This is a genomic window from Kitasatospora sp. NBC_01300, from assembly GCF_041435235.1.
Taxonomy (GTDB): Bacteria; Actinomycetota; Actinomycetes; order Streptomycetales; family Streptomycetaceae; genus Kitasatospora.
On record NZ_CP108408.1, the window covers coordinates 4,188,685 to 4,213,406 of the forward strand.

17 protein-coding genes, 1 tRNA gene and 1 pseudogene are annotated in these 24,722 nt (G+C 70.6%); 8 read left to right on the top strand and 11 right to left on the bottom strand.

The window, feature by feature from the left end:
• Positions 1-35: 35 nt before the first annotated feature.
• From OG556_RS18760 to OG556_RS18780, 5 genes are all read left to right on the top strand, one after another.
• Positions 36-1,316 carry an aspartate kinase gene (locus OG556_RS18760; RefSeq protein ID WP_063348651.1) on the top strand — a complete coding sequence of 427 codons (1,281 nt, stop codon included), beginning with the start codon at positions 36-38 and terminating at the stop codon, positions 1,314-1,316.
• Positions 1,313-2,392: an aspartate-semialdehyde dehydrogenase gene (locus tag OG556_RS18765; protein ID WP_371518045.1), complete on the top strand. Its 1,080-nt coding sequence runs from the start codon at positions 1,313-1,315 to the stop codon at positions 2,390-2,392. The genes OG556_RS18760 and OG556_RS18765 overlap by 4 nt, the downstream gene beginning before the upstream one ends.
• Before the next feature lie 240 nt (positions 2,393-2,632).
• Positions 2,633-3,271: a SigE family RNA polymerase sigma factor gene (locus OG556_RS18770; protein ID WP_371518046.1), complete on the top strand. Its 639-nt coding sequence runs from the start codon at positions 2,633-2,635 to the stop codon at positions 3,269-3,271.
• Entirely contained in the window at positions 3,264-4,451 is a 1,188-nt protein-coding gene (locus tag OG556_RS18775; RefSeq protein WP_371518047.1) for a hypothetical protein, read from the top strand. Before OG556_RS18770 ends, OG556_RS18775 begins: the two co-directional genes overlap by 8 nt.
• Before the next feature lie 165 nt (positions 4,452-4,616).
• The gene (locus OG556_RS18780) at positions 4,617-5,408 is read left to right on the top strand and encodes an SURF1 family protein (protein WP_371518048.1); all 792 of its coding nucleotides are present in this window, start codon (positions 4,617-4,619) and stop codon (positions 5,406-5,408) included.
• Positions 5,409-5,490: 82 nt separating this feature from the next.
• Here OG556_RS18780 and OG556_RS18785 read toward each other — a convergent pair whose 3' ends face one another.
• From OG556_RS18785 to OG556_RS18800, 4 genes are all read right to left on the bottom strand, one after another.
• The gene (locus OG556_RS18785; RefSeq protein ID WP_371518049.1) at positions 5,491-6,051 is read right to left on the bottom strand and encodes a hypothetical protein; all 561 of its coding nucleotides are present in this window, start codon (positions 6,049-6,051) and stop codon (positions 5,491-5,493) included.
• Complete coding sequence (locus OG556_RS18790; RefSeq protein WP_371518050.1) at positions 6,048-8,000, bottom strand: prolyl oligopeptidase family serine peptidase; 1,953 nt, start codon at positions 7,998-8,000, stop codon at positions 6,048-6,050. Before OG556_RS18790 ends, OG556_RS18785 begins: the two co-directional genes overlap by 4 nt.
• A gap of 173 nt (positions 8,001-8,173) precedes the next feature.
• Positions 8,174-9,712, bottom strand: coding sequence for an MFS transporter (locus tag OG556_RS18795; protein WP_371518051.1), 1,539 nt, complete (start codon positions 9,710-9,712; stop codon positions 8,174-8,176).
• A gap of 77 nt (positions 9,713-9,789) precedes the next feature.
• On the bottom strand, positions 9,790-10,167 hold the full coding sequence (locus tag OG556_RS18800; protein WP_371518052.1) for a nuclear transport factor 2 family protein: 378 nt from the start codon (positions 10,165-10,167) through the stop codon (positions 9,790-9,792).
• 191 nt (positions 10,168-10,358) lie between these two features.
• On the opposite strand from OG556_RS18800, the gene OG556_RS18805 reads away from it, so the two are divergent.
• Positions 10,359-13,097, top strand: a complete 2,739-nt coding sequence (locus OG556_RS18805) for an AAA family ATPase (RefSeq protein ID WP_371518053.1) — start codon at positions 10,359-10,361, stop codon at positions 13,095-13,097.
• Positions 13,098-13,153: 56 nt separating this feature from the next.
• Here the strand turns inward: OG556_RS18805 and OG556_RS18810 are convergent, their stop codons facing one another.
• The 4 genes from OG556_RS18810 to OG556_RS18825 form a co-directional block, all read right to left on the bottom strand.
• A complete protein-coding gene (locus tag OG556_RS18810; protein ID WP_371518054.1) occupies positions 13,154-14,536 on the bottom strand; it encodes a YDG/SRA domain-containing protein in 1,383 nt (460 codons plus the stop codon).
• 111 nt (positions 14,537-14,647) lie between these two features.
• Complete coding sequence (locus OG556_RS18815) at positions 14,648-16,015, bottom strand: EVE domain-containing protein (protein ID WP_371518055.1); 1,368 nt, start codon at positions 16,013-16,015, stop codon at positions 14,648-14,650.
• Positions 16,016-16,606: 591 nt separating this feature from the next.
• Positions 16,607-17,221 (bottom strand): HEPN domain-containing protein, encoded by a 615-nt coding sequence (locus tag OG556_RS18820; protein ID WP_371518056.1) that lies wholly within the window; start codon positions 17,219-17,221, stop codon positions 16,607-16,609.
• Between the two features lie 11 nt (positions 17,222-17,232).
• The gene (locus OG556_RS18825; RefSeq protein ID WP_371518057.1) at positions 17,233-18,423 is read right to left on the bottom strand and encodes a DUF262 domain-containing protein; all 1,191 of its coding nucleotides are present in this window, start codon (positions 18,421-18,423) and stop codon (positions 17,233-17,235) included.
• 1,004 nt (positions 18,424-19,427) lie between these two features.
• On the opposite strand from OG556_RS18825, the pseudogene xerC reads away from it, so the two are divergent.
• Positions 19,428-20,306 (top strand): annotated as a pseudogene (gene xerC / locus OG556_RS18830) (tyrosine recombinase XerC); the annotation flags it as partial.
• Between the two features lie 77 nt (positions 20,307-20,383).
• Here xerC and OG556_RS18835 read toward each other — a convergent pair.
• Together OG556_RS18835 and OG556_RS18840 are read right to left on the bottom strand one after the other, a co-directional pair.
• Positions 20,384-20,457: transfer RNA gene (locus OG556_RS18835), tRNA-Pro, on the bottom strand.
• A gap of 100 nt (positions 20,458-20,557) precedes the next feature.
• The gene (locus tag OG556_RS18840) at positions 20,558-21,502 is read right to left on the bottom strand and encodes a metallophosphoesterase (protein ID WP_363579697.1); all 945 of its coding nucleotides are present in this window, start codon (positions 21,500-21,502) and stop codon (positions 20,558-20,560) included.
• Between the two features lie 150 nt (positions 21,503-21,652).
• Between OG556_RS18840 and OG556_RS18845 the strand changes: the two genes are divergently transcribed.
• Entirely contained in the window at positions 21,653-22,108 is a 456-nt protein-coding gene (locus OG556_RS18845; RefSeq protein ID WP_371518058.1) for a GatB/YqeY domain-containing protein, read from the top strand.
• A 135-nt stretch (positions 22,109-22,243) separates the two neighbouring features.
• Here the strand turns inward: OG556_RS18845 and OG556_RS18850 are convergent, their stop codons facing one another.
• Entirely contained in the window at positions 22,244-24,673 is a 2,430-nt protein-coding gene (locus OG556_RS18850) for a transglycosylase domain-containing protein (protein WP_371518059.1), read from the bottom strand.
• Positions 24,674-24,722 lie beyond the last annotated feature (49 nt).

Genomic DNA, 24,722 nt, shown 5'->3' on the forward strand with positions numbered 1-24,722 from the left:
TGCCCCCGGAAGACGACACAAGTCGAGGAGCGCACGTGGGCCTTGTCGTGCAGAAGTACGGCGGCTCATCCGTTGCGGATGCCGAAGGCATCAAGCGCGTTGCCCGCCGAATCGTTGACGCCAAGAAGGCCGGCCATGAGGTCGTCGTCGTGGTGTCCGCAATGGGCGACACGACGGACGAGCTCATCGAACTCGCGGAGCAGGTGTCACCGCTTCCTGCCGGCCGTGAGTTCGACATGCTGCTGACCGCTGGAGAGCGCATCTCCATGGCGCTGCTGGCCATGGCGATCAAATCGCTGGGGCACGAGGCGCAGTCCTTCACGGGCAGCCAGGCCGGCGTCATCACCGACTCCGTCCACAACAAGGCGCGCATCATCGACGTGACGCCTGGTCGCATCCGCACCGCCCTGGACGAGGGCAACATCGCGATCGTGGCCGGCTTCCAGGGCGTGTCGCAGACCAGCAAGGACATCACCACGCTGGGCCGCGGCGGCTCGGACACCACCGCCGTCGCCCTCGCCGCCGCGCTCAAGGCCGAGGTCTGCGAGATCTACACCGACGTGGACGGCGTGTTCACCGCCGACCCGCGCGTGGTGGCGAAGGCCCGCAAGATCGACTGGATCGCGTACGAGGACATGCTGGAGCTGGCGTCGTCCGGTTCCAAGGTGCTGCTCGACCGCTGCGTGGAGTACGCCCGGCGCTACAACATCCCGATTCACGTACGCTCGTCCTTCTCGGGTCTTCCCGGGACGATCGTCAGCAACGAGAACCCGCACAAGCCCGAAGGGGGCGAGATGGAGCAGGCCATCATCTCCGGAGTCGCCCACGACACGTCCGAGGCCAAGGTCACGGTCGTCGGCGTGCCCGACAAGCCGGGCGAGGCGGCCCGCATCTTCCGCGCCATCGCGGACGCCGAGGTCAACATCGACATGGTGGTGCAGAACGTCTCCGCCGCGTCGACCGGGCTGACCGACATCTCCTTCACCCTGCCCAAGGCGGAGGGCCAGAAGGCCATCGACGCGCTCGGCCGGGTCAAGGAGGGCATCGGCTACGAGTCGCTGCGCTACGACGACGCGATCGGCAAGATCTCCCTGGTCGGCGCGGGCATGCGCTCCAACCCGGGCGTCACGGCGGCCTTCTTCGAGGCGCTGTCCGCCGCGGGCGTCAACATCGAGCTGATCTCCACCTCGGAGATCCGCATCTCGGTCGTCACCCGCGCCGAGGACGTGCCGGAGGCCGTCCGCGCCGTGCACAGCGCCTTCGGACTGGACAGCGAGACGGACGAGGCCGTCGTCTACGGAGGCACCGGGCGATGACCCGGCGGCCGAACCTCGCCGTCGTCGGCGCCACCGGCGCGGTCGGCGAGGTGCTGCTCGGCCTGCTCTCCCTACGCCAGGACGTCTGGGGCGAGATCCGACTCGTCGCCTCCCCGCGTTCGGCCGGCCGCAAGCCGGTCGTGCGCGGGGTGCCGGTCGAGGTCGTCCCGCTGGCCGAGGAGGCCTTCGAGGGGATCGACGTCGCCGTGTTCGCCGTCCCCGACGAGGTCTCCGCCCAGTGGGCGCCGATCGCGGCCGCCAAGGGCGTCGTGGTGGTCGACGACTCCGCCGCCTTCCGCACCGCCGAGGACGTTCCGCTGGTCGTCCCCGAGGTCAACGCGGCCGCGCTGCGGCTGCGCACCCGCGGCATCGTCGCCAGCCCCGCCAGCACCACCCTCGCGATGATCGCGGCCGTCGGCGCCCTGCACGCCGAGTACGGGCTCGCCCAACTCGTCGTCGCCTCCTACCAGGCCGCCTCCGGCGAGGGCCGGATCGGCGAGGCGGCGCTGCGCGAGCAGACCGCCCTGGTGGCCGGCACCGAGGTCGGCCGGCAGGCCGGCGACCTGCGCGCGGTGATCGCCGACCACGGGCCGTTCGCCGCCCCGCTCGCGCTCAACGCGGTGCCCTGGACCGGCTCCCTGGTGGACGGCGGCTGGTCCTCCGAGGAGGTCGGCATCCGTGCCGAGGCCCGCAAGATCCTCGGCCTGCCCGCCCTCAAGGTCTCCGCGACCTGCGTCCGCATCCCGGTCGTCCGCACCCACGCGCTGGCCGTGCACGCGGTCTTCGAGCGCGAGGTCACCCAGGAGCACGCGCAGCAGATCCTCCGCGACGCCCCCGGGGTCGTGCTCTACGACGATCCGGCGGCCGGCGAGTTCCCCACGCCGAACGACGTGGTCGGGACGGACCCGGTCTGGGTCGGGCGGGTGCGCCGGGCCCTCGACGAGCCGGCCGCGCTCGACCTCTTCCTCTGCGGCGACAACCTGCGCAAGGGCGCGGCGCTCAACCTGCTGCAGATCGCGGAGCTGGTGGCGGGTGAGCTGACGGTGACGCAGGAAGGCGCGCCGGGAGCGGCGTAGGGGAAGGCGCAGGAAGAGGCCTGGCGGGAGGCCCGGGAAGAGACCCGGGAAGGCCCGGGGCCGCCCGCTCCCGGGCCCGCCCGGCCGCCGATCCGGGGAGGACGTGTCCGCTCCTCGACACAATCTGTCCGGAATCCCGATGGAATCCCCTGGAGGCCTCTTCCGCCGATGCGGAAGAATGGCCCCCGGGCTGGGCAACCATGACAGGGGATCGAGTGTCCAACGGGCGTGGCGAACGTGATGGTGGGAGCAGGGGCGGGCATCCCGGCGAGAGCCGTGGTGGCCTTCCCCTCGCGCGCCCCGTGGCCGGCGAGTAGGCCGGAAGACGACCAGATGACCGCGGTCGCACCCGGTGCGGCGGGCTCCGGTGCCGGTACCGACGCGGGTACCAGCGAGGACCTGCTCACCGAGACCTACCAGGCCCACTACGGCTCCCTGCTGCGGCTCGCCGCGCTGCTCCTGGACGACCTCTCGACCTGCGAGGACGTCGTCCAGGAGGCGTTCATCCGGGTGCACGCCGCCCGGCGCCGGGTCCGCGAGCCCGAGAAGACCCTGGCCTACCTGCGGCAGACCGTCGTCAACCTGTCCCGCTCGACGCTGCGCCGACGGATCCTCGGCCTGCGCCTGCTGCCCAAGCCCATGCCTGACATGGCCAGTGCAGAAGAAGGCGCTTACGATGCGCTGGAGCGCGACCAGTTGAAGGCCGCGCTGCGTGGTCTGCAACGCCGTCAGCGGGAGGTTCTGGTGCTGCGTTACTTCGTGGACATGACGGAGGCGCAGGTCGCCGAGACCCTCGGCATCTCGCTCGGGTCGGTGAAGGCCTACGGCTCGCGCGGACTCGCCGCCCTGCGCACCCAGATGGCGGCCGGGCATGGCTGACGGCGCCGGGCGGTGGCCCTCGGACGGTGAGGGCGACGGGCTCTCCGCCGAGGAACGAAGCGTCCGCGACCTGATGCGCAGCGCCGTCGCCGGCATCCAGCCCGAACCCGGCGGCCTGCCGCGGATCCGGTACGCCGTACCCCGCCGCCGGGCCGCCCGGCGCGGAGCCTGGACCGGCGCCGCCGCCCTCGCCCTCGCCGTCGCCGTCGCCCTGCCCGCCCTGCACGACGGGGAGCACCTCGGCCTGTCCGGCGGCCCCGGCTCGGCCGACGCCAGCAGCCAGGCCCCCGCCGCACCGACCGGCACCAGGACCGGCGGCACCCCCGGCACCGGCACGCCCTCGCGGCCCGGCCCCAGCGGCACCGGCGACACCGCGTCACCCTCCGGCACCCCCACCGCCTCACCCAGCCCCGGCGCCAGCACCACCCGCGCCGACGGCACCACCGCCCCGCCCGCCCCCGCCGCCAGCACCGGCGACAGCCCGATCACCCCGCTCTGCACCCGGGCCGACCTCGGCCAGGGCGGCGCACAGGTCGGCCCGGCCGACGCCGACGGACGGATCCACGGCTCGTTCACCGTGTACAACGTCTCCGGCCGCAGCTGCCGGCTGGGCGGCCCCGGCGCCGTCGCCGTCACGGCGGTGAGCGGGACCGACCGCAGCCGCGTGCGCACCGCCGACCACGCCGTCGGCGACCCGGCCGGCGACCTGCCCGGGATGGAGGCGGAGCCCCCCGTCCTCGCCCCGCAGGCCGGCTACCGGGTGTCGTTCGACTGGATCCCCGACCGGACCTGCTCCACCTCCGGCGGCAGCACCGCCACCACCGGGCCCACCAGCCAGGGCGGCGCCAACCAGGCCGCCGGGGCCTCCCAGGCACCCGCCGCCGCCACCGATGCCGCCCCGGCGGCCTCGGACGCCTCGGCGGTCCCCAGTGCCAACCCCCAGGCCAGCTCGTCCCCCAGCGCCGGGCCCACCAACGCCCCCAGCCCCACCGCCACCCCGACCGGCAAGCCCACCACCGCGCCGGCCACCGCCACCATCGCCTACACCCCCGCCCCCGGCAGCCCTGCCGTTGCCGCCGCCACCTTCCCCGTGGCCTGCTCCGGCACCCTCTACCGCGGTGGCGTCCAGGGGGTGGGCGCACCGGCGCCGCAGCCGTCGGACACGCCCCCGGCGGGCTGACGGGCCTCGCGGTCCGGCGGCGGTCCGGCGGGTTGGTGGTTCGCGGTCGGTCGGGGTCGGGCAGGGTCGGACGGGCCGGTTCGGGCGGGCGACCAGCCGGTCCGGCACGGCCGATGGCGGACCCCTGCGGCCGGGACGGGTGTGAGGAGTGGTTACCGTGGGGGTGTGTACCGGTTCCTCCTGACTCCGCGCTGGCTCGGCGGCACCGCGCTGGCCGTCGCGGCCGTTGCGGTGTGCGTCTGGCTGGGCTCCTGGCAGCTCGGCCGGTTCGAGGACCGGTTCTCGTCGCACCAGGAGACCAAGCAGACCGTCACCGCTTCGAGTGATGTGCGGCCGATCGACGACCTGCTCAACCAGGCCACCCCGCAGGTGACCACCGAGACCGTCGGCAAGCCCGTCACCGTGACCGGCAGCTACGACGCGGAGCACCAGCTCCTCGTCCCGAACCGGGTGGTCGACGGCAAGCAGGGCTACTACGTGCTCACCCCGCTGCGCACCGCCGACGGCCGGTTCGCCGCCGTGGTCCGCGGCTGGGCGCCCGGCGCGCCCGCCGAGGGCGCGTCCGCGGCCGCGCCGCCGCCTTCCGGCCAGGTGACCGTCACCGGGCGGCTGCAGGCCGGTGAGTCCAGTGGCAGCAACGGCGCCGTGGCGGGCGGTCTGCCGGCCGGTCAGCTCGGCACCGTCAACCGGGCGGCGCTGCTCAACGCGCTCGCGTACGACGGCTGGTACGACGGCTGGGTGGCCGCCGACGCGGTGCCGGCCGGGCTGACCCCGGTGCCGACGGTCCAGCCGCAGGGCGGCGACGGGCTCACCCTGCGGGCGTTCCAGAACCTCGGCTACACCCTGGAGTGGTTCGTCTTCGGGGGCTTCGTCATCTTCATGTGGTTCCGCCTGGTGCGCCGCGAGGGGGAGGCGGAGCAGGACCGGGCCCTCGGACTGGACCCGGTCCTGGACTGACCTCCGCGGTTCGGCGCACCTGCTCGGCCCGCACCTGCTCGGCCCGCGCCTGCTCGGCCGGCCCCTGCTCGGCCGGCCTGCCTCAGCGGGTCGGCTTGCCGGGGGCGGGCGGAGCGGACGGCAGGGCCGGGACGACCGGTGCGGTCGTCGGCTTCCCGGGCGCCGCCGGGGAGGACGGCACCGGCGTCGGCGACCCGGTGAACGCCGGCTCGTCGTGGCACCGGCCGTGGCCGCCGCTCACGTCGTCGTTCGAGTCGTAGCGGTCGATGTGGTGGTGCACGGTGCGCCCGGTCTTCGTCCCCTTGGAACCGGAGCCCTTCGACCCCGAGCCCTTCGAACCGGACGAGCCCTTCGACCCGCTGGATCCCTTGGCGAGCTGGACCGCGTCCTCGCCCGCCGCAGGCGCGTACGCCGCCCGGGTGACGGCGGGCCCCGGCCCTGCCGCGTTCGGCCCCGGCGCGTTCACGCGGGTCGCGGTGGCGGCCGGTGCGGCCGGTGCGGCCGGTGCGGTTGGCGCGGCCGTGGTCGGCGTGGGGCCGACCGGGGGCGGGCAGGCGGCCTCGGCGCCGTGCCCGCCCGAGCAGCCGGTGAGCACCAGGGCTCCGGCCACCGCGACTCCCGCGAGCGTCAGCAGACGCCTCACACCGTCTCCCCGTCGCCGGCCCCGGTTCCGGCCTCGGCCTCCGACGCCGCGGGGAGGTGCCGCCGGACGAAGTCGATCTCCAGCCGCAGCTGCTTGATCCGCTCCTCCACCACCAGCGACCCGTGCCCGGCGTCGTACCGGTAGACCTCGTGCGGCTTGCCCAGCTGCTCCAGCCGTCCGACGTAGTTCTCGATCTGCCGGATCGGGCAGCGCGGGTCGTTGACCCCGGCGCTGATGTAGACCGGCACCCGCACCTGCTCGACGTAGCTGAGCGGCGAGGAGGCGGTGAAGCGCTCCGGGACCTCCTCCGGGGTGCCCCCGAAGAGGGTGCGGTCCAGCGACTTGAGCGCCTCCATCTCGTCGGCGTACGCGGTGTGGTAGTCCGCGACGGGCACGGCGGCGACGCCCAGCGTCCAGCTGTCCGGCTGGACGCCGATGCCCAGCAGGGTCAGGTAGCCGCCCCAGCTGCCGCCGGTGAGCACCAGCCGGCGCGGGTCGGCGAGGCCGCTGGCGACCGCCCACTCCCGGACGGCCGCGATGTCCTCCAACTCGATCAGGCCGACCCGCTCGTGCAGGGCGTCCGTCCAGGCCTGGCCGTAGCCGGTGGAGCCGCGGTAGTTGACCCGGACCACCGCGAAGCCGTGGTCCAGCCAGGCGGCCGGGCCGGCGGCGAAGGAGTCGCTGTCGTGGTGGGTGGGGCCGCCGTGGATCTCGAACACGGTCGGGAAGGGGCCCTCGCCCGCCCCGGCCGGACGCTGCACCAGGGCGTGCACCCGCCCGCCGGGCCCGTCCACCCAGACGTCCTCGACCGGGACGGAGCCGGGCGGCACCGCGCCGGGCGCCCGCAGCACGACCGTCCCGGCGGTGGAGCGGACGGCGGAGGGCTCGGCGGCGGAGGACCACAGGTACTCGACGGTGCCGTCCGGGCGGGCGGTGGCGCCGCCGACGGTGCCGCGCGGGGTGTCCAGCCGGGTCAGCCGACCGTCGGCGAGCGTGTACGAGAACAGCTCGCTGCGCGCCTCGTACTCGTGCTCGACGAGCAGCGCCTCGGCGCCGGGGCACCACTGCGCGGAGACGTCGCCGGGCAGCTCGCGCCCCTGCTCGTCGCGCAGCGGCAGCGCGGTCTCGGCGCCGGTGGCGACGTCCCAGATCATCGGCTCCCAGCGGCCGGTGCGCTGGTGGGCCACCAGCAGCCGGGTGTCGCCGTCGACCGGGGCGAAGCCGAGGCAGGCGACGCCGCGCGGCTCGTCCCGGCCGGTCACCTCGTCGAGTTCGGCGACGGTTTCGACGGTTTCGACGGTTTCAACGGTTTCGGCGGTTTCGGCGGGCTTGCTCGGCGTGCCGCTCGCGCCGTCCGAGAGGCGGACGATCCGGATCGCGGAGTGCATCGCGTCGCCGTGCTCGGTGTGGTCGATGGCGAGCAGCGTGCCGTCGTAGCTGAGGTCGCCGACGCCGCCGTACTCCGCGTGCCGGTAGATCTCGACGGCCTCGGCCGCTCCGGGGCGGCGCAGGTGCAGGGTGGTGCCGTCCTCGTCGGTGGAACGTCCGACGACCACCGTGCCGTCGCGGCCGAGCGCCAGGCCGGCCGAGTAGGAGGGGGCGAGGCCGGGCACGGCCTCCTCGTCGGGGGTGCCGGCGCTGCGGTCCGCGGGCCCGCCGGCGAAGGGCTGGCGGCGCCAGACGCCGAACTCGTCGCCGTCGTGGTCGTCGAACCACCACACCCAGGCGCCGTCGGGGGACAGCTCGGCGTCGGTGGTGCCGTTCGGCCGGTCGGTGACCTGCCGGTGGGTGCCGGTGACCCGGTCCCAGGCGTAGACCTCGTAGGTGCCGGTCGCGTTGGACACGTACAGCGCCCGGTCGGGGGCGTCCTCGGCCCAGTCGGGGAGTGACACCCGTGCTGCCCTGAACCGCTGCTCCCACGCCGGTACGGCGCTCTTCTCCTCGCTCATCCGACCATCCAACCCGATCGGGGGGACAGAACGGAACGGGCGGGGGACGGAACGGGGCGGGCGGGTGGCCGCAGCTCACCCGCCCGCCCCACCCGCCCCGTCCCTCCCACCCGTTCCTGGGATCCCGTCCGCTCGGGCGGGGCCGTCCGCCCGTGCGCGCCCGGTCGGTCCCGCTAGCCCTTCCGCGGCAGCAGCCGGACCAGGCCCACCAGCACCAGCTCCAGCGCCGCCAGCGCCGTCACGCTGCGGCCGAACGCGGCCGCCGGGTCGCCCCCGCCGTAGTAGAGCAGGCCGATCAGCGCGATGCCCAGCGCCCCGCCGACCTGCTGCACGGTGGCCAGCACCCCGGCGGCCGACCCGACCAGCTGGGGCTCGACCCCGGCCAGCACCACGGAGGTCACCGGGGCGATCACCAGGCCCATCCCCAGGCCGTCCACGAACAGCCCCGGCGTCAGCCACCACACGCTCCCGCCCGGCGCGCCGTACACCGCGAGGGCGAGCAGGCCCAGCCCGACGGCCATCAGCAGCCCGCCGACGGCGATCGTCCGGGCCCCGCCGAGCCGGGCGGCGACGCGGTGGGTGGCGTTGGAGGTGAGCAGGTAGCCGAGGCCGATCGCCGTGAACACCAGCCCGGCGCCGAGCGCGTCCAGGCCGCGGCCCAGCTGGAGGTACAGGGCGAGCACCAGGAAGAAGGACGCCTGGCCGAGCCAGAAGGCGAGCTGGGCGAGCAGACCGGCGCCGAAGGCCCTGGTCCGGAACAGCCGGGTGTCGACCAGCGGGGCGGCGGAGCCGGAGTCATGGGCGGTGGCGCGGGTCCGGGTGCGGTGCTGATGCGCCACGAAGCCGGCCAGCAGGGCGACCGCGCCGCCCAGGCAGAGCCAGGTCCACAGCGGCCAGCCCTGCGCGGGGCCCTGGATCAGCGGCAGCACCAGGGCGGTCAGCGCGGTGGTGACCAGCAGCACGCCCACCGGGTCCAGGCCCGGCCGTTGCGGGGCGCGCGACTCCGGCAGGCAGCGGCGGACCAGGGCCAGGGCGGCCAGGCCGATCGGCAGGTTGATCAGGAAACAGCTGCGCCAGCCGAGGCCGAAGAGGTCCGCCCGGATCAGCAGCCCACCGATCAACTGGCCGAACACCGCGCCGACGCCCATGGTCAGCCCGTACCGGGCGAAGGCCCGCGCCTGCGCCGCGCCGCTGAACGCCGTCCGCAGGATCGCCAGCACCTGCGGGCCCATCAGCGCCGCCGCCAGGCCCTGCACCACCCGGGCACCGACCAGCGCGGCGGCGGTGGGGGCGAGGCCGCAGCCCGCGGAGGCGAGGGTGAACAGGGCCAGGCCGAGCCCGAACACCCGGCGCCGGCCGTACCGGTCGCCGAGCCGGCCGGCGGTGACCAGGCCGGCCGCGAGGGCCAGGCTGAATCCGGCGATCACCCACTGGACGGCGGCCGGTCCGGCGCCCAGGTCGGCCTGGACGGAGGGGACGGCGACGTTGACGACGAAGAAGTCGAGGGCGGTCATGAAGGTGGCGGTCAGGACGACCGCCAGCAGGCCGCGCGGGGCGCCGGTCGCCGCCTCGGCCCCGGACGCCGTGGTGCTCGCGGCGGTGCTCGCGGTGCCGGGCACATTGCCGGGCGCGGTGCCGGTCGCCTTGCCGGGCGTGTTGTCGGACGCATCGCCGGTCGCGGTCGATGGGCGGGCGGTCAGGGCGGAGCTCATCTCGGCTTCTCCTCAGTGGGGTTGGGGGGCGTGGGTCGGGGGCGGTGGGGGTCGCCCCCGACCCGTCCGGCCTGCCGTCAGGCGCCCGGGACGCGGTCCAGGAAGCCGTACACCGAGCCGATCCGCCCGTCCGGCGAGGCCACCAGGACGTCGAAGCCGATCACCACCGGCTCGGCGCCGGCCGGCCCGAGGTTCCAGGTGAACCGGGCGATGTCGTGGTGCGCGTCCACCGGGCCGAGGGTGAACTCCAGCCCGGGGAACTGGGCCTGGGCCGCGCCGATCAGCGCGTCGATCGCGTCCCGGCCGGCGACGGCGGCCAGCGGGTCGGTGTACCGGCCGTCCACGGCCCACACCTCGTCGATCAGCTTGCGGCGGGCGCCCGGGTCGGTCTCGTTCCAGACCGCGAGGTAGCGCTCGGCGAGCTGCTGGAGGGCGGTGGCGGTGATCTCGGTCATGGTCTTCTCCCGTGTCCCGGTGGGTGGTTGAGCGGCTCGTTCCCGCTGCTCACAAAGGTAGGGACGGGCCGGCGCGGGCGAATCAGTCACGTATCGGCATGGGGGTACGTAGCTCCCGGCGGGGGTACGTAGGTGTGCTCGGCGGGCCCGCCCGTACCTGCGACCCGGAGGGCCTCGGTAGGGTCGGGGCCATGCTGTACGGGAGGGAAGACGAACAGTCCGTCGTGGCGGGGCTGTTGGACGCGGCACGCGAGGGCCGCAGCGGGGTGCTGCTGCTTCGGGGCGAGCCCGGGATCGGCAAGACCGCGCTGCTGGACCACGCCGTCGGGCGGGCGGGCGAGGCGTTCCGGGTGATCCGGGCGGCGGGCGTCGAGTACGAGGCCGAACTGCCCTTCGCCGGACTGAGCCTGTTGCTCACACCCGGCCTCGACCGGCTGCACACCCTGCCCGGGCCGCAACGGCGCGCCCTGGAAGCGGCGTTCGGACTCGCCGAGGAGAGCGCCCCGGTCGAACGGCTGCTGGTCGGGCTCGCCACCCTCGGACTGCTCGCCGAACTCGCCACCGAACGGCCCCTGTTGTGCGTCCTCGACGACGCGCAGTGGCTGGACGACGCCTCCCTCGACGCCCTGCTGCTGGCCGCCCGCCGGCTCCAGGCCGAAGGAGTCGCCCTGCTGTTCGCCGCGCGCACCGGCGGCGGCGCACCGGAACTCCCGACCACGGGCTTCCCCGAGCTCCGGCTGACCGGCCTGCCCGAGCCCGACGCCGCCCGGCTCCTGGACCACCGGGCCGGCCCCGGCCTGCCCGCCGCCGTCCGCGAGCGGCTGCTCGTCGAGGCGGCCGGCAACCCGCTCGCCCTCACCGAACTCCCCATCGACACCGGAACGCAGGCGAACACCCCGGGCTCGCCGCCGCCCGCACCCGGCGGCCTGCCGCTCACCAGCCGGCTGCTGATCGCCTTCCACGGCCAGGTCACCGGCCTGCCCCCGGCCACCCAGACCCTCCTGCTGGTCGCCGCCGCCGAGGAGACCGGCGAACTCGACGTCGTCCTGCCCGCCGCGGCCGCCCTCGGCGTCCCCGCCGAACACCTCGGCCCCGCCGAGGAATCGGGCCTGGCGAGCGTCACCCCCGACCGCCGGATCGCCTTCCGCCACCCGCTCCTGCGCGCCGCCATCCTGCAACGCGCCCCGCACCACCAGCGACTGGCGGTTCACCAGGCCATCGCCGGAGCACTGCCGGACGGCGACCGCCGCACCTGGCACCGCGCCCACGCCGCCACCGCCCCCGACGCCGCCCTTGCCGACGCGCTGGAACGCACCGCCGTCCGCGCCGAGGCCCGCGGCGCCCACGGCGGTGCCGCCGCCGCGTACGAGCGCGCCGCCCGGCTCACCCCGGACCGCGACGCCGCCACCCGCCGCCTCGTCCTGGCCGCCGAAGCCGCCACCGAAGAAGGGAAGTTGGCGCAGGCCGAGACGCTCGCCGACGAGGCCGGGGCCCGCACCGACAACCCCCTGGCACACGCCCTGCTCGACCAGGTCCGGGCCACCGCGCACTTCTGGCGCGGCTCCTACCCGACGGCCTACCGGCTGCTGCTCGACGCCGCCGGCACCGCCATCGAGGCGCCGCACGCCGCCCGGATGCTGTTCCAGGCCTTCCACACCGCCTGGTACGCGGGCGAGGAACCGGTGATCGCCGTCCTCGACCGGCTGGCCGCGCTACCGCTCGCCGACGACGACCCGCTCGCCCCGCTCGCCCGCCACCTGCCCGCCGCCGTACTCCCCGCCCTCGGCCGACCCGCACCACAGCCGCCCACCGCTCGCGACACCGCCGCGGCAGCCCGCAAGGCCGGCGCCGAAACCCCCGTCGACCTCGTCCAACTCTGCGGCGCCACCCTCATCCTCGGCCGCGACGACGAGACCGCCGAACTCGCCGGCGAACTCGTCGCCGAAGCCCGCGCCAAGGGCACCATCGGTGTGATGCCCACCCTCCAGTTCTTCCTCGCCGAGGCCGAACTCTTCCACGGCCGCCACCGCGACGCCGAAGTCACCGCCACCGAAGCCCTCGCCCTCGCCCGCGACACCGGCCAGCACCAGTGGACCAGCCAACTCACCGCGCTCCTCGCCTACCTGGCCGCCCTCGACGGTGACACCGACCGCTGCACCCGGCTCACCGCCGAATCCCTCGCCACCACCGGCCCGCAGACCGCCGCCCCCGCCGCCGGCCGCCCCTGGGCCCACTGGGCACTCGCCCTGCTCGACCTCGGCCACGGCCGCGCCGGCGAGGCCGCCGACCGCCTGCTCACCCTCACCACCGGCCCCCACCGGTACCACGTCAGCGCCACCCGGGCCGTCCCCGACCTGGTCGAAGCCGCCGTCCGGTACGGCACCCCCGAACGCTCCGCCGAACCCTACGAACGCTTCGCCCGCTGGAGCGCCGCCGCCGACCGCCCCTGGACCGAAGCGCTCCGGCTCCGCTGCCAGGCCCTGCTCGGCCCCGACGAGCTCGCCGAATCCGCCTACCGCGCCGCCCTCGACCTCCACGAAGGCACCCACCGCCCCTTCGAGCAGGCCCGCACCGCCCTCCTCTACGGCGAATGGCTGCGCCGCTCCCGCCGCCGCACCGACGCCCGCCCCCACCTGCGCGCCGCCCTCGAAACCTTCGAACGCCTCGCCGCCCACCCCTGGGCCGCCCGCGCCCGCACCGAACTCACCGCCACCGGCACCCCGGCCCCCACCACCAGCCCCACCGGCACCCCCGACTCCCCCCTCACCCCCCAGGAACTCCAGATCGCCCGCCTGGCCGCCCAAGGCCTCACCAACCGCGAGATCGCCGCCCAACTCTTCCTCAGCCCCCGCACCATCGCCCACCACCTCTACAAGGCCTACCCCAAACTCCACATCACCTCCCGCGCCGACCTCCCCACCGCCCTCTGACACCCCCCACCCACACCAAAGGGCCCTCCCGAACACCTCCGGCAGGGCCCTGGGCCTTATTCCCCGACGTCGCCCGCACCTTCGTCGCCGGCTCCATCGTCCTGCCCGTGTTTCCACCTCTCGGAGTGGTGCTCTCGGTGATAGGCCAGGTGCCCTTGATCGATCCGATGACCACGAACCTCACGCAGCCTCCCTAGGCGGGCACCCGTGGCACGGTCGGTAATTGTCAGGTCATCCGCGATGGACAGCATGCCGAAGTCGAACAGCGTGTGGTGGTTGGGGCACAAGCACAGGATGTTGCCGGCAAGGTCAGGCCCGTTGTGTGGCTTGCCCAGGGCCCGAATATGCGCAGCCTCTGCGTAGGCGCCCGTGGGCGTGGCAAGTCGCGTGCCGCACACCTGGCAGGTGAAGCCGTGGACGCGCTTAACGTAGTTCGCCACTTTGGTACTACGGATGATCCGCTGAAAGGTGGTCTCCACGCGTGTCGTACTCTTCCGACCTTCCGGTGCCATACCTGCCGGATCCTGAGTGACCGTTTCGTCCGAGGAGATCCTTGCCAGCCGGTAGCGCCAGACCAGAAATTCGGATTGACCAGCGGCATGCCAGAAGGCTTCAACCCGGAAGAGCCCGTCGTAACGGTAACCAGTATCTGTATCGCCTTTGACCACTCGTACCGGAATGCCAGTTGTTTGGCTGGTCACAAGAGCGGCATTTCCGCGAGTAAGAGTCTGGTCGCGTACCTGCCGACCGGTGTTGTTGTCACGCCCACCCTGTCCGGTGTAGATGATGACGTCATCGTGGTCTTCGTCATCCTCGTAGCCGCCGGACAATACGATGGACTCTGCTCCGCCGTCCGCGGTGCCGCAGATGCCTGCCTGGAGCGGCCGGTGCACGGCGACGTCATGCAGTGCCTGCCGGTTCGCGAAGACGCGGCCCACCTCGATCCCCGGTACGGCCCCGTATCCGTCAAAATCGGGGATGCCGAGTCGGACATTTTTCAACAAGTCTGCGCTCTTCTCTGTATCGAAGAATTGACTCATCAGGGTGTCGACCACGCGTTTGCGAGCCGTAGGGGCAGTCGCCATCAGCTCGTAGAAGTCGTGCTCCAGCCCGCCCAGTGGCTCGTGGTCATCGAGCCATCGCTGGAGTCCCGACCCGTGGGCTGCCGGAACCTCGCCTTCGTACCCGCGGAGCTCCCACAGACCGGACCGGCTCAAGGCCACGAACGGATACTCCGGCGAGGGGTCCGCCCCAGTGCGCCCGAACTCCTCAAGCAACGGCTTCAGCTCAGCCCGCGCCTTCGTCCAGCGCACCATTCGCGGCTGGTTCGCTGCCGCTCGCCCGATGGCCCACAGCAAGGTGATCGGCTGGTGTCTGGTAGGCACCCCAGACGACCGATCGACGCGCAAGGCAGCCGCGGCCGCGCAGAGAGCATCCACCTGACTAGTCTTCGACATTGAGCCCCCAACTGGTCCACCAGGCGAACTTCGTATCGCGAAACGCACGCGGACCCAGGACGGTTCCGCAACTTGGAGCACGGCTGGCCACGGTCAGAGGGCCTGCGGTTGCTCCCAGACCTTGGCGTCTGCCCCCGGCCACGCAAGCACCACCCCGGCGCGTTCACAGATGCCCAACCAGCGTTCTTCCAGCGGCGTCCGCTCCAACCACAGGACTCCACGAACCCGCGGGGCTCGCGCACTGAGCTGGTCCACATAGTCAAGCAACTGCCCTATTCCGGTGCGCAGTTGATGAGACTCGTTCTCGGGTCGCAAGGACTTCACCTCGATCACCGTCAGGGTGTCCCCGTCGTGCCAAGCGATATCAAAGGCGGGGTCGGCCGGAGTCGGCGACAGTGGCTTCATGCCACGGGCCTGCACCTCTTTGGCGAGCGCGTTCTGAAGTTGCCGATGCATGTTGAGATTTCGCCCCACCAGCGCCGGGTCCGGGGCGCTCGGGGCAGCCGGCGCTGGAACGGTGGTCTCGTCTTCAACGCGGTAAGCACTGCCCACTGGTACGCCTGGGGCGGTTACCGCGGCCCCCAGTCGAATCAGGTGGAAATGGATCACTTTCCGCTTCGGTCCGCCGTTCGTGGACTTGGCGCTGCCCCATGAGTAGGGCTCGTTGGGATCGAGGATCCACTCACCCGCGTAGCGGACGATGCCCCGGCTGCCGATGAAGAGGCGAAGGTGCCGACCGTCCCGGAGGTGGTCCCGGATGGCCTTGTTGCCTTTGGCGAAGACCTGATCGCCGTTCTGCCCCTCGCCGGTGTAGCGGAAATGGTCGTCAGACTCCCAGACGTCGTCATAGCCGTGCTGTTCGCCCGTGCTGGCGTCCGTGAAGAACAGAACGTTCTTGGACTGCGATGACGGACTAATTCCTCCTTGACGGCTGCCCCCGTAGCGGTCGTGGAGTTCGACTCGGCGGATCTGATCGCCCGGCTGGAGGTGCCAGCCATCGCCTGTCGGAATCTCGCTGTCCAGCCCAGAGGCTACGGCTTGCTCGGCCCTGGTGGTCAGCGCGTTCCACTGCTCGTTCGTGAGACGGTGGGGATTTCCGGCGAACGGCTGGGACAGGATTCCGGCACCAGCGAAGACTTCATTGTCGATGAACCAAGCTCGCGGGATTGGGGATTCCAGCCACTTCTCAACCTTCAACGGCACGGCATCCCGGGCGCCGGGCGGCTCTACCCAGTACTGATGGTCCGCCCTCTCGTCGCCACTCCAGCGCGGCTCACCTGTGAGCTCGCCAAGCGCCACGACACCGCCGCCTGGACCGCTCACCCACAGTGCAAACGGATCGCCCTCTTGCATCTCGTTGAGGTAGCGCCGGACTGTCCAGGAGTCCAACTCGCCGTTGTCTGCCCGCAGGTCGTCGATACGGAACCTCGCTGGGTTGCACACCAGAATCCACGCTGTCATGGCACTCGCCCTTCCCCCCACTGTCGTAGAGCCACAGCGTAGTCACGCGGGGCAGATGATCCTACGGATGGGTCCGGGAGGATCCTTGCTCTACAAGAGCTGCTGTCCGCCCCCTGCGTGACCTGCGACGGACCCCGTGCCCGTTCCAAAGCCGGCGTCCCGCCGCAGCTCGAAACTCGCCGCCACGTACTGCCCGATCAGCGCGACCGTCACGAGGTAGGCCCGTCGGAAGGAGATCCACCCGGTGGTCCAGACCGGTGCGACGGCCAGGGGTGATCTGTTCGCGGAAGATCGTGAGGCTCGGTCACTCAGTTAGTCACGCACAACGCCAGAGGGCCCACCGAATTTCTCCGATGGGCCCTCTGTACTGGGTCGGGGTGGTGGGATTTGAACCCACGGCCTCTTCGCCCCGAAGCAACCTGGGCACCCGCCTGACCTCGGCGGGTAGCGCCGCTGACCTGCCAGAACGGTTCCCTACCGTCCGTGGCCGTCCGCCAAGGTGCGCACCCGTTGTAGCGCAGTAAGACACTCGGTTCGGCCGCTGGCAGGGGCGTCAGGGCGCAGCGCAGCTCGATGTGCTACTGCCGGAGCTTAATTTCCAGAGCGCAGATAGTTGTTGAGTTGATGCGCTAGGTTGATGACATCGTCGACCCAAACGATAGCTTGACTAGCATAGGCGGTTTCGCTAGCAGATTGATTTCGAGATGAAGTGTGAGCCATGCGGCCCCGTTTGCCGCCAAGTGTATTCAATGTGACAAAGAGCTGCTCGCACGTATTTGAAAGCTTTTCTCCGTGGACTCCGAGCGGCTTGGCGAGGGCGCCTACATTGGATTCCTTGAGTCCGTGATTTGTATTAATCACCTTTGAGATGTATAGATTCTTGGCGGTCGCGCAGATTTGGCGTGTCGGGAACTTATTTCCAGCGCCTTGACCGATCAAGTCCGGAGAGAAGTGTAGTGCCAGTTTGACGAAGCAGTGAGGCACGGTCGCGTCCGTGATCTCTTTTTCTCGATTCTCGACATATTCAAGGAAGAGGTTCTCGATAAACTCTTCAATGTGCGCATGTGAGAGAATTACGAAGGAGGAGATCAGTAGCTCTTGGCGGCGAGTTAGGTCGTCGGGAGCCTTGACCTGAAGGACATCATCGGGCAGTAATGAAGACTTCAGCTCGGCTATATCGTTCTTCAGTTCGTCGAGGAGGTCCACAGCCGAGCCCCCTAGCTGTTGAGGCAGGTAGGCCGAGGAATTGGCACCCCTAGCACTCCTCCGAGCGCATTTGCCCAGATTTCAAAGCGACTACTGGTGGCGTCAATGCTCTTCGTCGTGCTTGTGATGGCCGCAATGAACTTGTCATTTTCGACGCAGACATCCTTGAACGCCTTCAAGACCTCGTGCTTTCGGCCCAGTGCAGCGTCCCTGACGCGCTCGTCTGCGAGGGCGTGGATCTGCACGTCGAACACCGCGCGGTTCAGCGAGCGCTCCCAGCGGACCCCAGACCACTTGTGACAAGCCCCTGAGTCGCTGAAGATTTGTCGGGCCGCGTCGATAGCGCGCTCCATCTCGGACAGTTGCCCCCTGATCAGCTCAGACTTCGATGACCAGTTCTTGTTGAGATAGATGCAGGTCTTGTCCAGAAAATCCTTCAGGTTTCCCTTATAGGGGACGAACTCATTCTGGAATCCGAAGTAGCGAACGAGCATTTCGGCATCGATCATCCTCCTGTCTGGGCCCTTATTCCCAAGAAGGTGCTGAAGGCCGGGACTGATGCCAGACTGCTCGTCGACGAAATTGACGAAGGCTCCCGGAACCAAAGCTTGGCGCAATTCCTGGGGTGAGAGTGGAACGCTTCCCGTGTTTAGCCGCAAGAATAGCGTATAGAGGAAGTCTTCGGACTCCCATCCCTTGATTGTTACCGTGCGGATGGTGTGATTCTCGAAGGCGTCAAACAGGTCGGATCGTTCATCTTCAAGTCTCTTGATGTCGAATCCCCGAACACTGCCAAGGATTGATGTGCCAGTGATCTTGAATGGCTCAAAATCGGCATCAATTTCTTGCCCCTGGCCGGAGTAGAACTGGCGAAGGGCGAGGAGCCTCTGCTTTCCATCAATTACGAAGTAGTGGCCGGCGCGATCGGTTTTTTCCGCGAGGACGATCTGCGGGATCGGGTATGACAGAATTGCCGATTCGACAAATCGACTCTTTGTCGGGTTGGTCCATGCTGCGCGGCGCTGGAATGCAGGGTTTAGGTCAATCCTGCCCTTTCGCATCTGTGCCACGATTGTTTCGATCGTCCAGTCAGTGGCCGACACGCTGGCTCGCGCGGCAGTCAGGCGTTCTATTACGTCTTCTTCGCTCTCGCCTGATTCCGGATCGACGGGGAGCATTCCCTCTGCGTACTGGCTGGTCACGTCCGCCTCCAAGATCGTGGATGACCAGGGTAGGGGATCACAGGTCGACTTGTCCGGGAGACGCGGGTTGATCAAGGTGGGCATCGGTTTGCTCCGGGGTGCTCACAACACGCGGGCGGTGGAGCGGTTTTGGCAGGTGGGTAAAACCGTGGAGCCGCCCGACCCCAGCCACGACGGGCTCTAATCTCGGCACCCCTCCCGGCCGCACGCTCGACGTGCGCGGCGGGCCGCCGTCGAAGCGGGGCGCAAGACAGGAGCGGCGGCGTGCGGCAGGGTCGCGCGCTGGCGCGCTGTGCGCGCCCTTGAGCCAGTAGCGAAACTCGTAACAGTCATCTTCTGACCCCACCCCCTCACACCCTCCCTCCAGCTACCTACCCCCATCCCACACGCCACCCGCATGGGCTTGCACAGAACTGGCGCTCACGCTTTGAGGATCACTTATTGCTCGCCCAGCAAGCCTTCCGGCTCGCGCTGCATGAGTACCACCGTGGCATCGTCGTGGCACTTCGAGCGGGGCCAGCGTCGCCTTTGTGGATCTGAGCGTTCGAGCTCCCGCGTGTGGTCGATGACCCCGCGTGGGCCACTCGTCTCCAGCCGGCTCATGAGGTCGGGCCAGCCCATGACCCCAAAGTCGTCAACGGCCCGGGATGCACCATCTGTCAGAACTGCGGCGGCTCGGACGCTGGGCAACGGGACCTCCCCGGTCAGGCTCTGTTCGGCAGCACCAGCGTCGGTGGCAGCGACCCAGTAGCCAGCCGCGGTGTTCATGAGCTGTCTCCGGGTGTAGGCCAGAGCCGTCCGCTTCTCGGTTTCGGGAAGGTGCTCCAACTCTCGTGCAATGTCGGTTCGTTGCCGGTCAGTGACCGCCGACACTCGGTGATCCGAGATCGCGTCAATTCCGTCGGGCAGGCTGAGCCCGACGGCCGAGTCTGCGAGCACCAACCACTCAAAGGAATCACCGCGGCGCCGGCGGGTCGAGAGGAAGAGACCGTGAAGACCCGACCATTTTCAGCCGGACGCACGTGGTCCCGGCACTCGGCGCCCGCAAGCTGCGTGACCTGAGCGCAGAGGACGTCGACCGGTGGTTGGCCGGCAAGGCCAAGACCCTGAGCACGCGCACGCTGCAGGGCCTCCACTCCTGCCTGAACCGGGCCGTCAAGCGCGCCATGGCCCGGGACAAGGTGAAGTGCAACGTGGTCGAGCTGTGCTCAGTCCCCACCGGTCAGCCAGGCCGGCCATCGAAGGCGCTGACCTTCGCCCAGGCCGAGGCGGTCCTGAAGGCGGCCGAGAAGACCTCCATGTACGCCTACGTCGTGGTCTCCCTGCTCACAGGTGCTCGGACAGAGGAACTGCGGGCGCTGACCTGGGACCACGTGTTCCTGAAGGGCCAGCCGGAGGCGGCCCCACCGGTCCCGCCGCACATCGCCGTATGGCGGTCGGTTCGGGCCGGCGGCGACACCAAGACCCGCAAGTCTCGGAGGACGCTCGCGCTCCCTGCTCGGTGCGTTGAAGCGCTCTGGGACCACTGGGTCGATCAGGGCTGGGATCGCCTCGCCGCCGGTGACAAGTGGGAGGAGAACGACCTCGTCTTCCACTCCGCGGTGGGCACAGAGCTGGACCCCTCCCACGTCCGCCGAGCCTTCCGCGCCGCCATCACCAAGGCCGAGGGAGTGAACGCCGCCGAGTGGACGCCGCGTGAGCTACGCCACAGCTTCGTGTCCCTGCTCTCGGACAGTGGGGTGCCCCTGGAGGAGATCTCCCGATTGGTCGGGCGCTCCAGTACGTCGGTCACGGAGGAGGTCTACCGGAAGCAGATCCGCCCGGTGATCCAGACCGGTGCGACGGTCATGGACGACATCTTCAAGCAAGGCGCTGAGGCTTAGTCACTCAGTTAGTAGCGCAGAACGAGGAAGGGCCCTACCGGATTTCTCCGGCAGGGCCCTTACCTGCAACTACTGGGTCGGGGTGGCGGGATTTGAACCCACGGCCTCTTCGTCCCGAACGAAGCGCGCTACCAAGCTGCGCCACACCCCGGTCCTGCGGTTTGTTGCTCCGTCTCCTTCGCAACGAGTAGAACTCTACCGGACGCTCGCCGAGACACGAAATCCGGTTCTTGGCGGGCGTCCGGTGCAGGTCAGCGGGGGGCCGGGGTGAGGGTGAGGAGGGTGGCCTCGGGGGGGCAGGCGAAGCGGACGGGGGTGTAGCGGTTGGTGCCGCAGCCGGCGGAGACGTGGAGGTAGGAGCGGCGGCCGCCGGCCTGGTGGGTGGAGAGGCCCTTGACCCGTCGGGCGTCGAGGTCGCAGTTGGTGACCAGGGCGCCGTAGAAGGGGATGCAGAGCTGGCCGCCGTGGGTGTGGCCGGCCAGGATCAGCGGGTAGCGGTCGGCGGTGAAGGCGTCGAGGACGCGCAGGTAGGGGGCGTGGACGACGGCGAGGGAGAGGTCGGCGTCGGGGGAGGGGCCGCCGGCGACCTCGCTGTAGCGGTCGCGGCGGATGTGCGGGTCGTCGAGGCCGGTGAATTCGAGGTCGAGGCCGCCGATGGTGAGCCGGCCGCGGGTGTTGGTGAGGTCGAGCCAGCCGGCCGCGTCGAAGCCGTCGCGGAGCTTCTCCCACGGGTTGTGGACGGCGCCGGTGATGCCGCGGCGGCCGGTGCCGTCGGCGTTGTTGAGGCCGTGGGCGCCGCTGCGCATCGCCTGGAGGTAGCGGGCCGGGTTCTTGCGGGCCGGGCCGTAGTAGTCGTTGGAGCCGAAGACGTAGACGCCGGGGAAGTCCATGAGGGGCCCGAGCGCGTCCAGGGCGGCGGGGACCCCGAGGGGGTCGGAGAGGTTGTCGCCGGTGTTGACCACGAGGTCGGGGCGCAGGCCGGCGAGGCTCTGCAGCCAGCGCTGCTTCTTGCCCTGCCCGCTCACCATGTGGATGTCGGAGACCTGCAGTACCCGGATGGGCCGGGCGCCGTGGGGCAGGACGGGGACCTCGACCCGGCGGAGCCGGAAGGAACGGACCTCGTACCCGACGGAGTAGGCGAGGCAGGCGGCGCCGGCGGCGGCGAAGCCGAGGGGAACGGAGTACAGCGGTCGCATCGCTCCATGCTCTCAGACGGTGGATCAGCCGGTGAACGTCCGGTGGCCGTGCGCGGATACGGGGGACTGCTCCGCTCCGGGGCGGTCTTCGGCACGGCCGGGCCGGTTAATGGCAAGCGACCGAACGTCGCAGGTGGGAGACTCGGGGCCATGACGACGCTCAAGGCGAAGCTGCACGAGGACCTCACGGCTGCGATCAGGGACCGGGACGAGCTGCGCTCGTCCACCATCCGGCTCACGCTGGCCGCTGTCACCAGCGAGGAGGTGGCGGGCAAGGCGAAGCGCGAGCTGTCCGATGACGAGGTGCTGAAGGTGATCGGCCGCGAGGCGAAGAAGCGCCGGGAGGCGGCGGAGGCGTTCGACACCGCCGGCCGGGTGGAGCAGGCGGCCCGGGAGCGCGAGGAGGGCGAGGTGCTGGCGGGGTACCTGCCCAAGCAGCTCTCCGACGAGGAGCTGACCGCGATCGTGGCGGCCGCCGTCGCCGAGAGCGGGGCGGCCGGTCCGCAGGCGATGGGCGCCGTGATGAAGCTGGTGAAGCCGAAGGTGGACGGCCTGGCGGAGGGCGGCCGGGTGGCCGCCGCGGTGAAGGCGGCGCTGACGGGCTAAGCCCCGCCGCCAGGCCCGAAGGGCGCCGGCCGGCCGCGGCCCGCACGGCACCGTCCGCCAAGCCCGAAGGGGCGCCCTCCGAGAGTGATCTCGGAGGGCGCCCCTTCATCGTGTCGTGCCCGGGCCGGGGGCCGGTCAGCCGTTGTTGCCGCCGTGCTTGCCGCCGTTGCCGTTTCCGCCGTTGCCACCGTTGTTCCCGCCGATGACGCCCGGCGGGAAGGTGAACCCGCCGCCGATCATCCCGCCGGCGTTGTTGCTGCCGCCGCCCGGGTTACCGCCGGGGTTTCCCCCGCCCGGGTTGCCGCCGCCGGGGTTCCCGCCCGGGTTGCCACCGGGGTTCCCGCCCTGGGGCGGCGGGTTGCCGCCGGGCTGCTGGTTGGCGTTGGGGTCGGCCGGCGGGGTGGCCCCACCGGTCTGGTTGGCGTTGGGGTCGGTCTTGGGTGCCGGGTCCGGGATGTTGATGGTCTGGATCTGCTCGGGGGACGAGCCCTTGAGGGCCTGGTTCATCGCGAGCTGCCAGATCGGACCGGGGCCGTCGGCGCCGAACACCTCGTCGAAGTGCTTGCCGCCGATGTTGATGTTCTTCATCTTGACGCCGCCGGCGGGGCCGCCGAGCCAGACGGAGGTGGCCAGCGACGGGGTGTAGCCGCTGAACCAGGCGGCCTTCTTCTCGTCGGTGGTACCGGTCTTACCGGCGATCTGCCGGCCGTCGTCGAGCTTGAGCGCGGCCGCGGTGCCCTTCTCGGTCACGTTGAGCAGGACGGTGTTGAGGGCGTCCGCGGTCTGCTCGGAGAAGGCCTGGCTGCAGGTGGTCTGCGGGACCTTGACGTCCTTGCCGTCGACCGTGCTGATCTTGTTGATCGCGATCGGGGTGCAGTACTTGCCGCGGGCCGCGAAGGTCGCGTAGACGTTCGACATGGTCAGCGGGCTGAGCTCCAGGGTGCCGAGGACCATCGAGGGGACCTCCTGGAAGGCGTCGCCCTTGGCGGACTGGGTGATGCCCAGCTTGTTGGCCATCTGCTTCATCGCGCAGAGGCCGACCTGCTGCTCCATCTGCACGAAGTAGGTGTTGACCGAGAGGGCCATGGCCTGCTTGAGCTCGTACGGGCCGACCTCGCCGGCCGACTCGTTCTTCACCGTGGCCTTGGGCTTGTCGGTGTTCCTCCAGGTGCCCGTGCAGGTGGTCATCTGCGGGTAGTCGATCTTGTTCTCGGAGGGGAACGGCTGGGTGGGCGACAGGCCCGACTCCAGGGCCGCCGCGGCGAGGATCGGCTTGAACGTCGAACCGGTCTGGAAGCCGTTGCCGCCGCCCATCGCGGAGTCGACGTTGAGGTTGACGACGGTCTGGTTCTTGTTCGGGTCCAGGCCGTACGGGCGGGTCTGGGCCATGGCCAGGATCTTGCCGGTGCCGGGCTCCATCATGGTCGCGGCGGCCGAGACCGTGTCCGTCACGTTGACCTTCTTGGTGACGGCGTTCTGGGCGGCGGCCTGCTTGTCCGGGTCCAGCGTGGTGTAGATGTTCAGGCCGCCGGTGTCCCACAGCTTCTTGCGGTCGGCGGCGCTCTTGCCGAACGCCGGGTCCTGCTTGACCACGTGGCGCACGTAGTCGCAGAAGAAGCCCATGCCGGCCTGGGCGGTGATGCAGCCGTTCTGCGGGTCCTTGAACTTCAGGCCCAGCGGGGCGGCCTTGGCCTCCTTGGCCTGGTCCGCGGTGATGTGCTTGTTCTCGAGCATCTTGTCGATCACGACGTTGCGGCGCTTGACCGTGTTGTCCGGGTAGCGCACCGGGTCGTAGGACGACGGGTTCTGCACCATGCCGGCCAGGGTGGCGGCCTCGGCGACGGTCAGGTCCTTGTTGCTCTTGCTGAAGTAGCGCTGGGAGGCGGCTTCGATGCCGTAGGCCTGGTGGCCGTAGAAGGTGATGTTGAGGTAGTTGGTGAGGATCTGGTCCTTCGACAGGTCCTCCTCCAGCTTGATCGCGACCTTGAGCTCCTGGATCTTGCGACCCAGGGTCTTGCGCTGAGCCTCCAGCACCGCGGCCTGGTCGTCGCCGGCCTTCTCGACGTTGACGTTCTTCACGTACTGCTGGGTCAGCGTCGAGGCGCCCTGCGAGGTGGTGCCGCTCTCGGCGTTCTTGCCGATGGCGCGGAGCACGCCCTTGAGGTCGACGGCGCCGTGCTCGTAGAAGCGGGCGTCCTCGATGTCGACCTGGGCGTGCCGCATGAACGGTGACATCTGGTCGGCGGTGAGGACGGTGCGGTCGCGCTCGTACACCTTGGCGATCAGGCCGCCCTTGGCGTCGAAGATCTGCGTCGCCTGGGTGAGCGGCGGGGTCTTGAAGTCGTCGGAGATGTTGGAGAAGCTCTCCGCCGTGTCCTTGGCGGTCAGCCCGATGGCGCCGACGGCGGGCAGGGCGAGGCCTGCCAGCAGGACTCCGGAGAGCACGCTGACGCCCAGGAACTTCACTCCGTGTCCCGCGATGTCGAGCGGCGACTCGCGGCGCTTGTCGCGCGGAGCTCCGGTGTTGCCTGGGGGCTGGGATGCCTGGGGGCGCTTCGGTGCCATGAGGAGAACCCTACGTCCCGGAATCCCGCCCATAGGGGCAGGTGTTCCC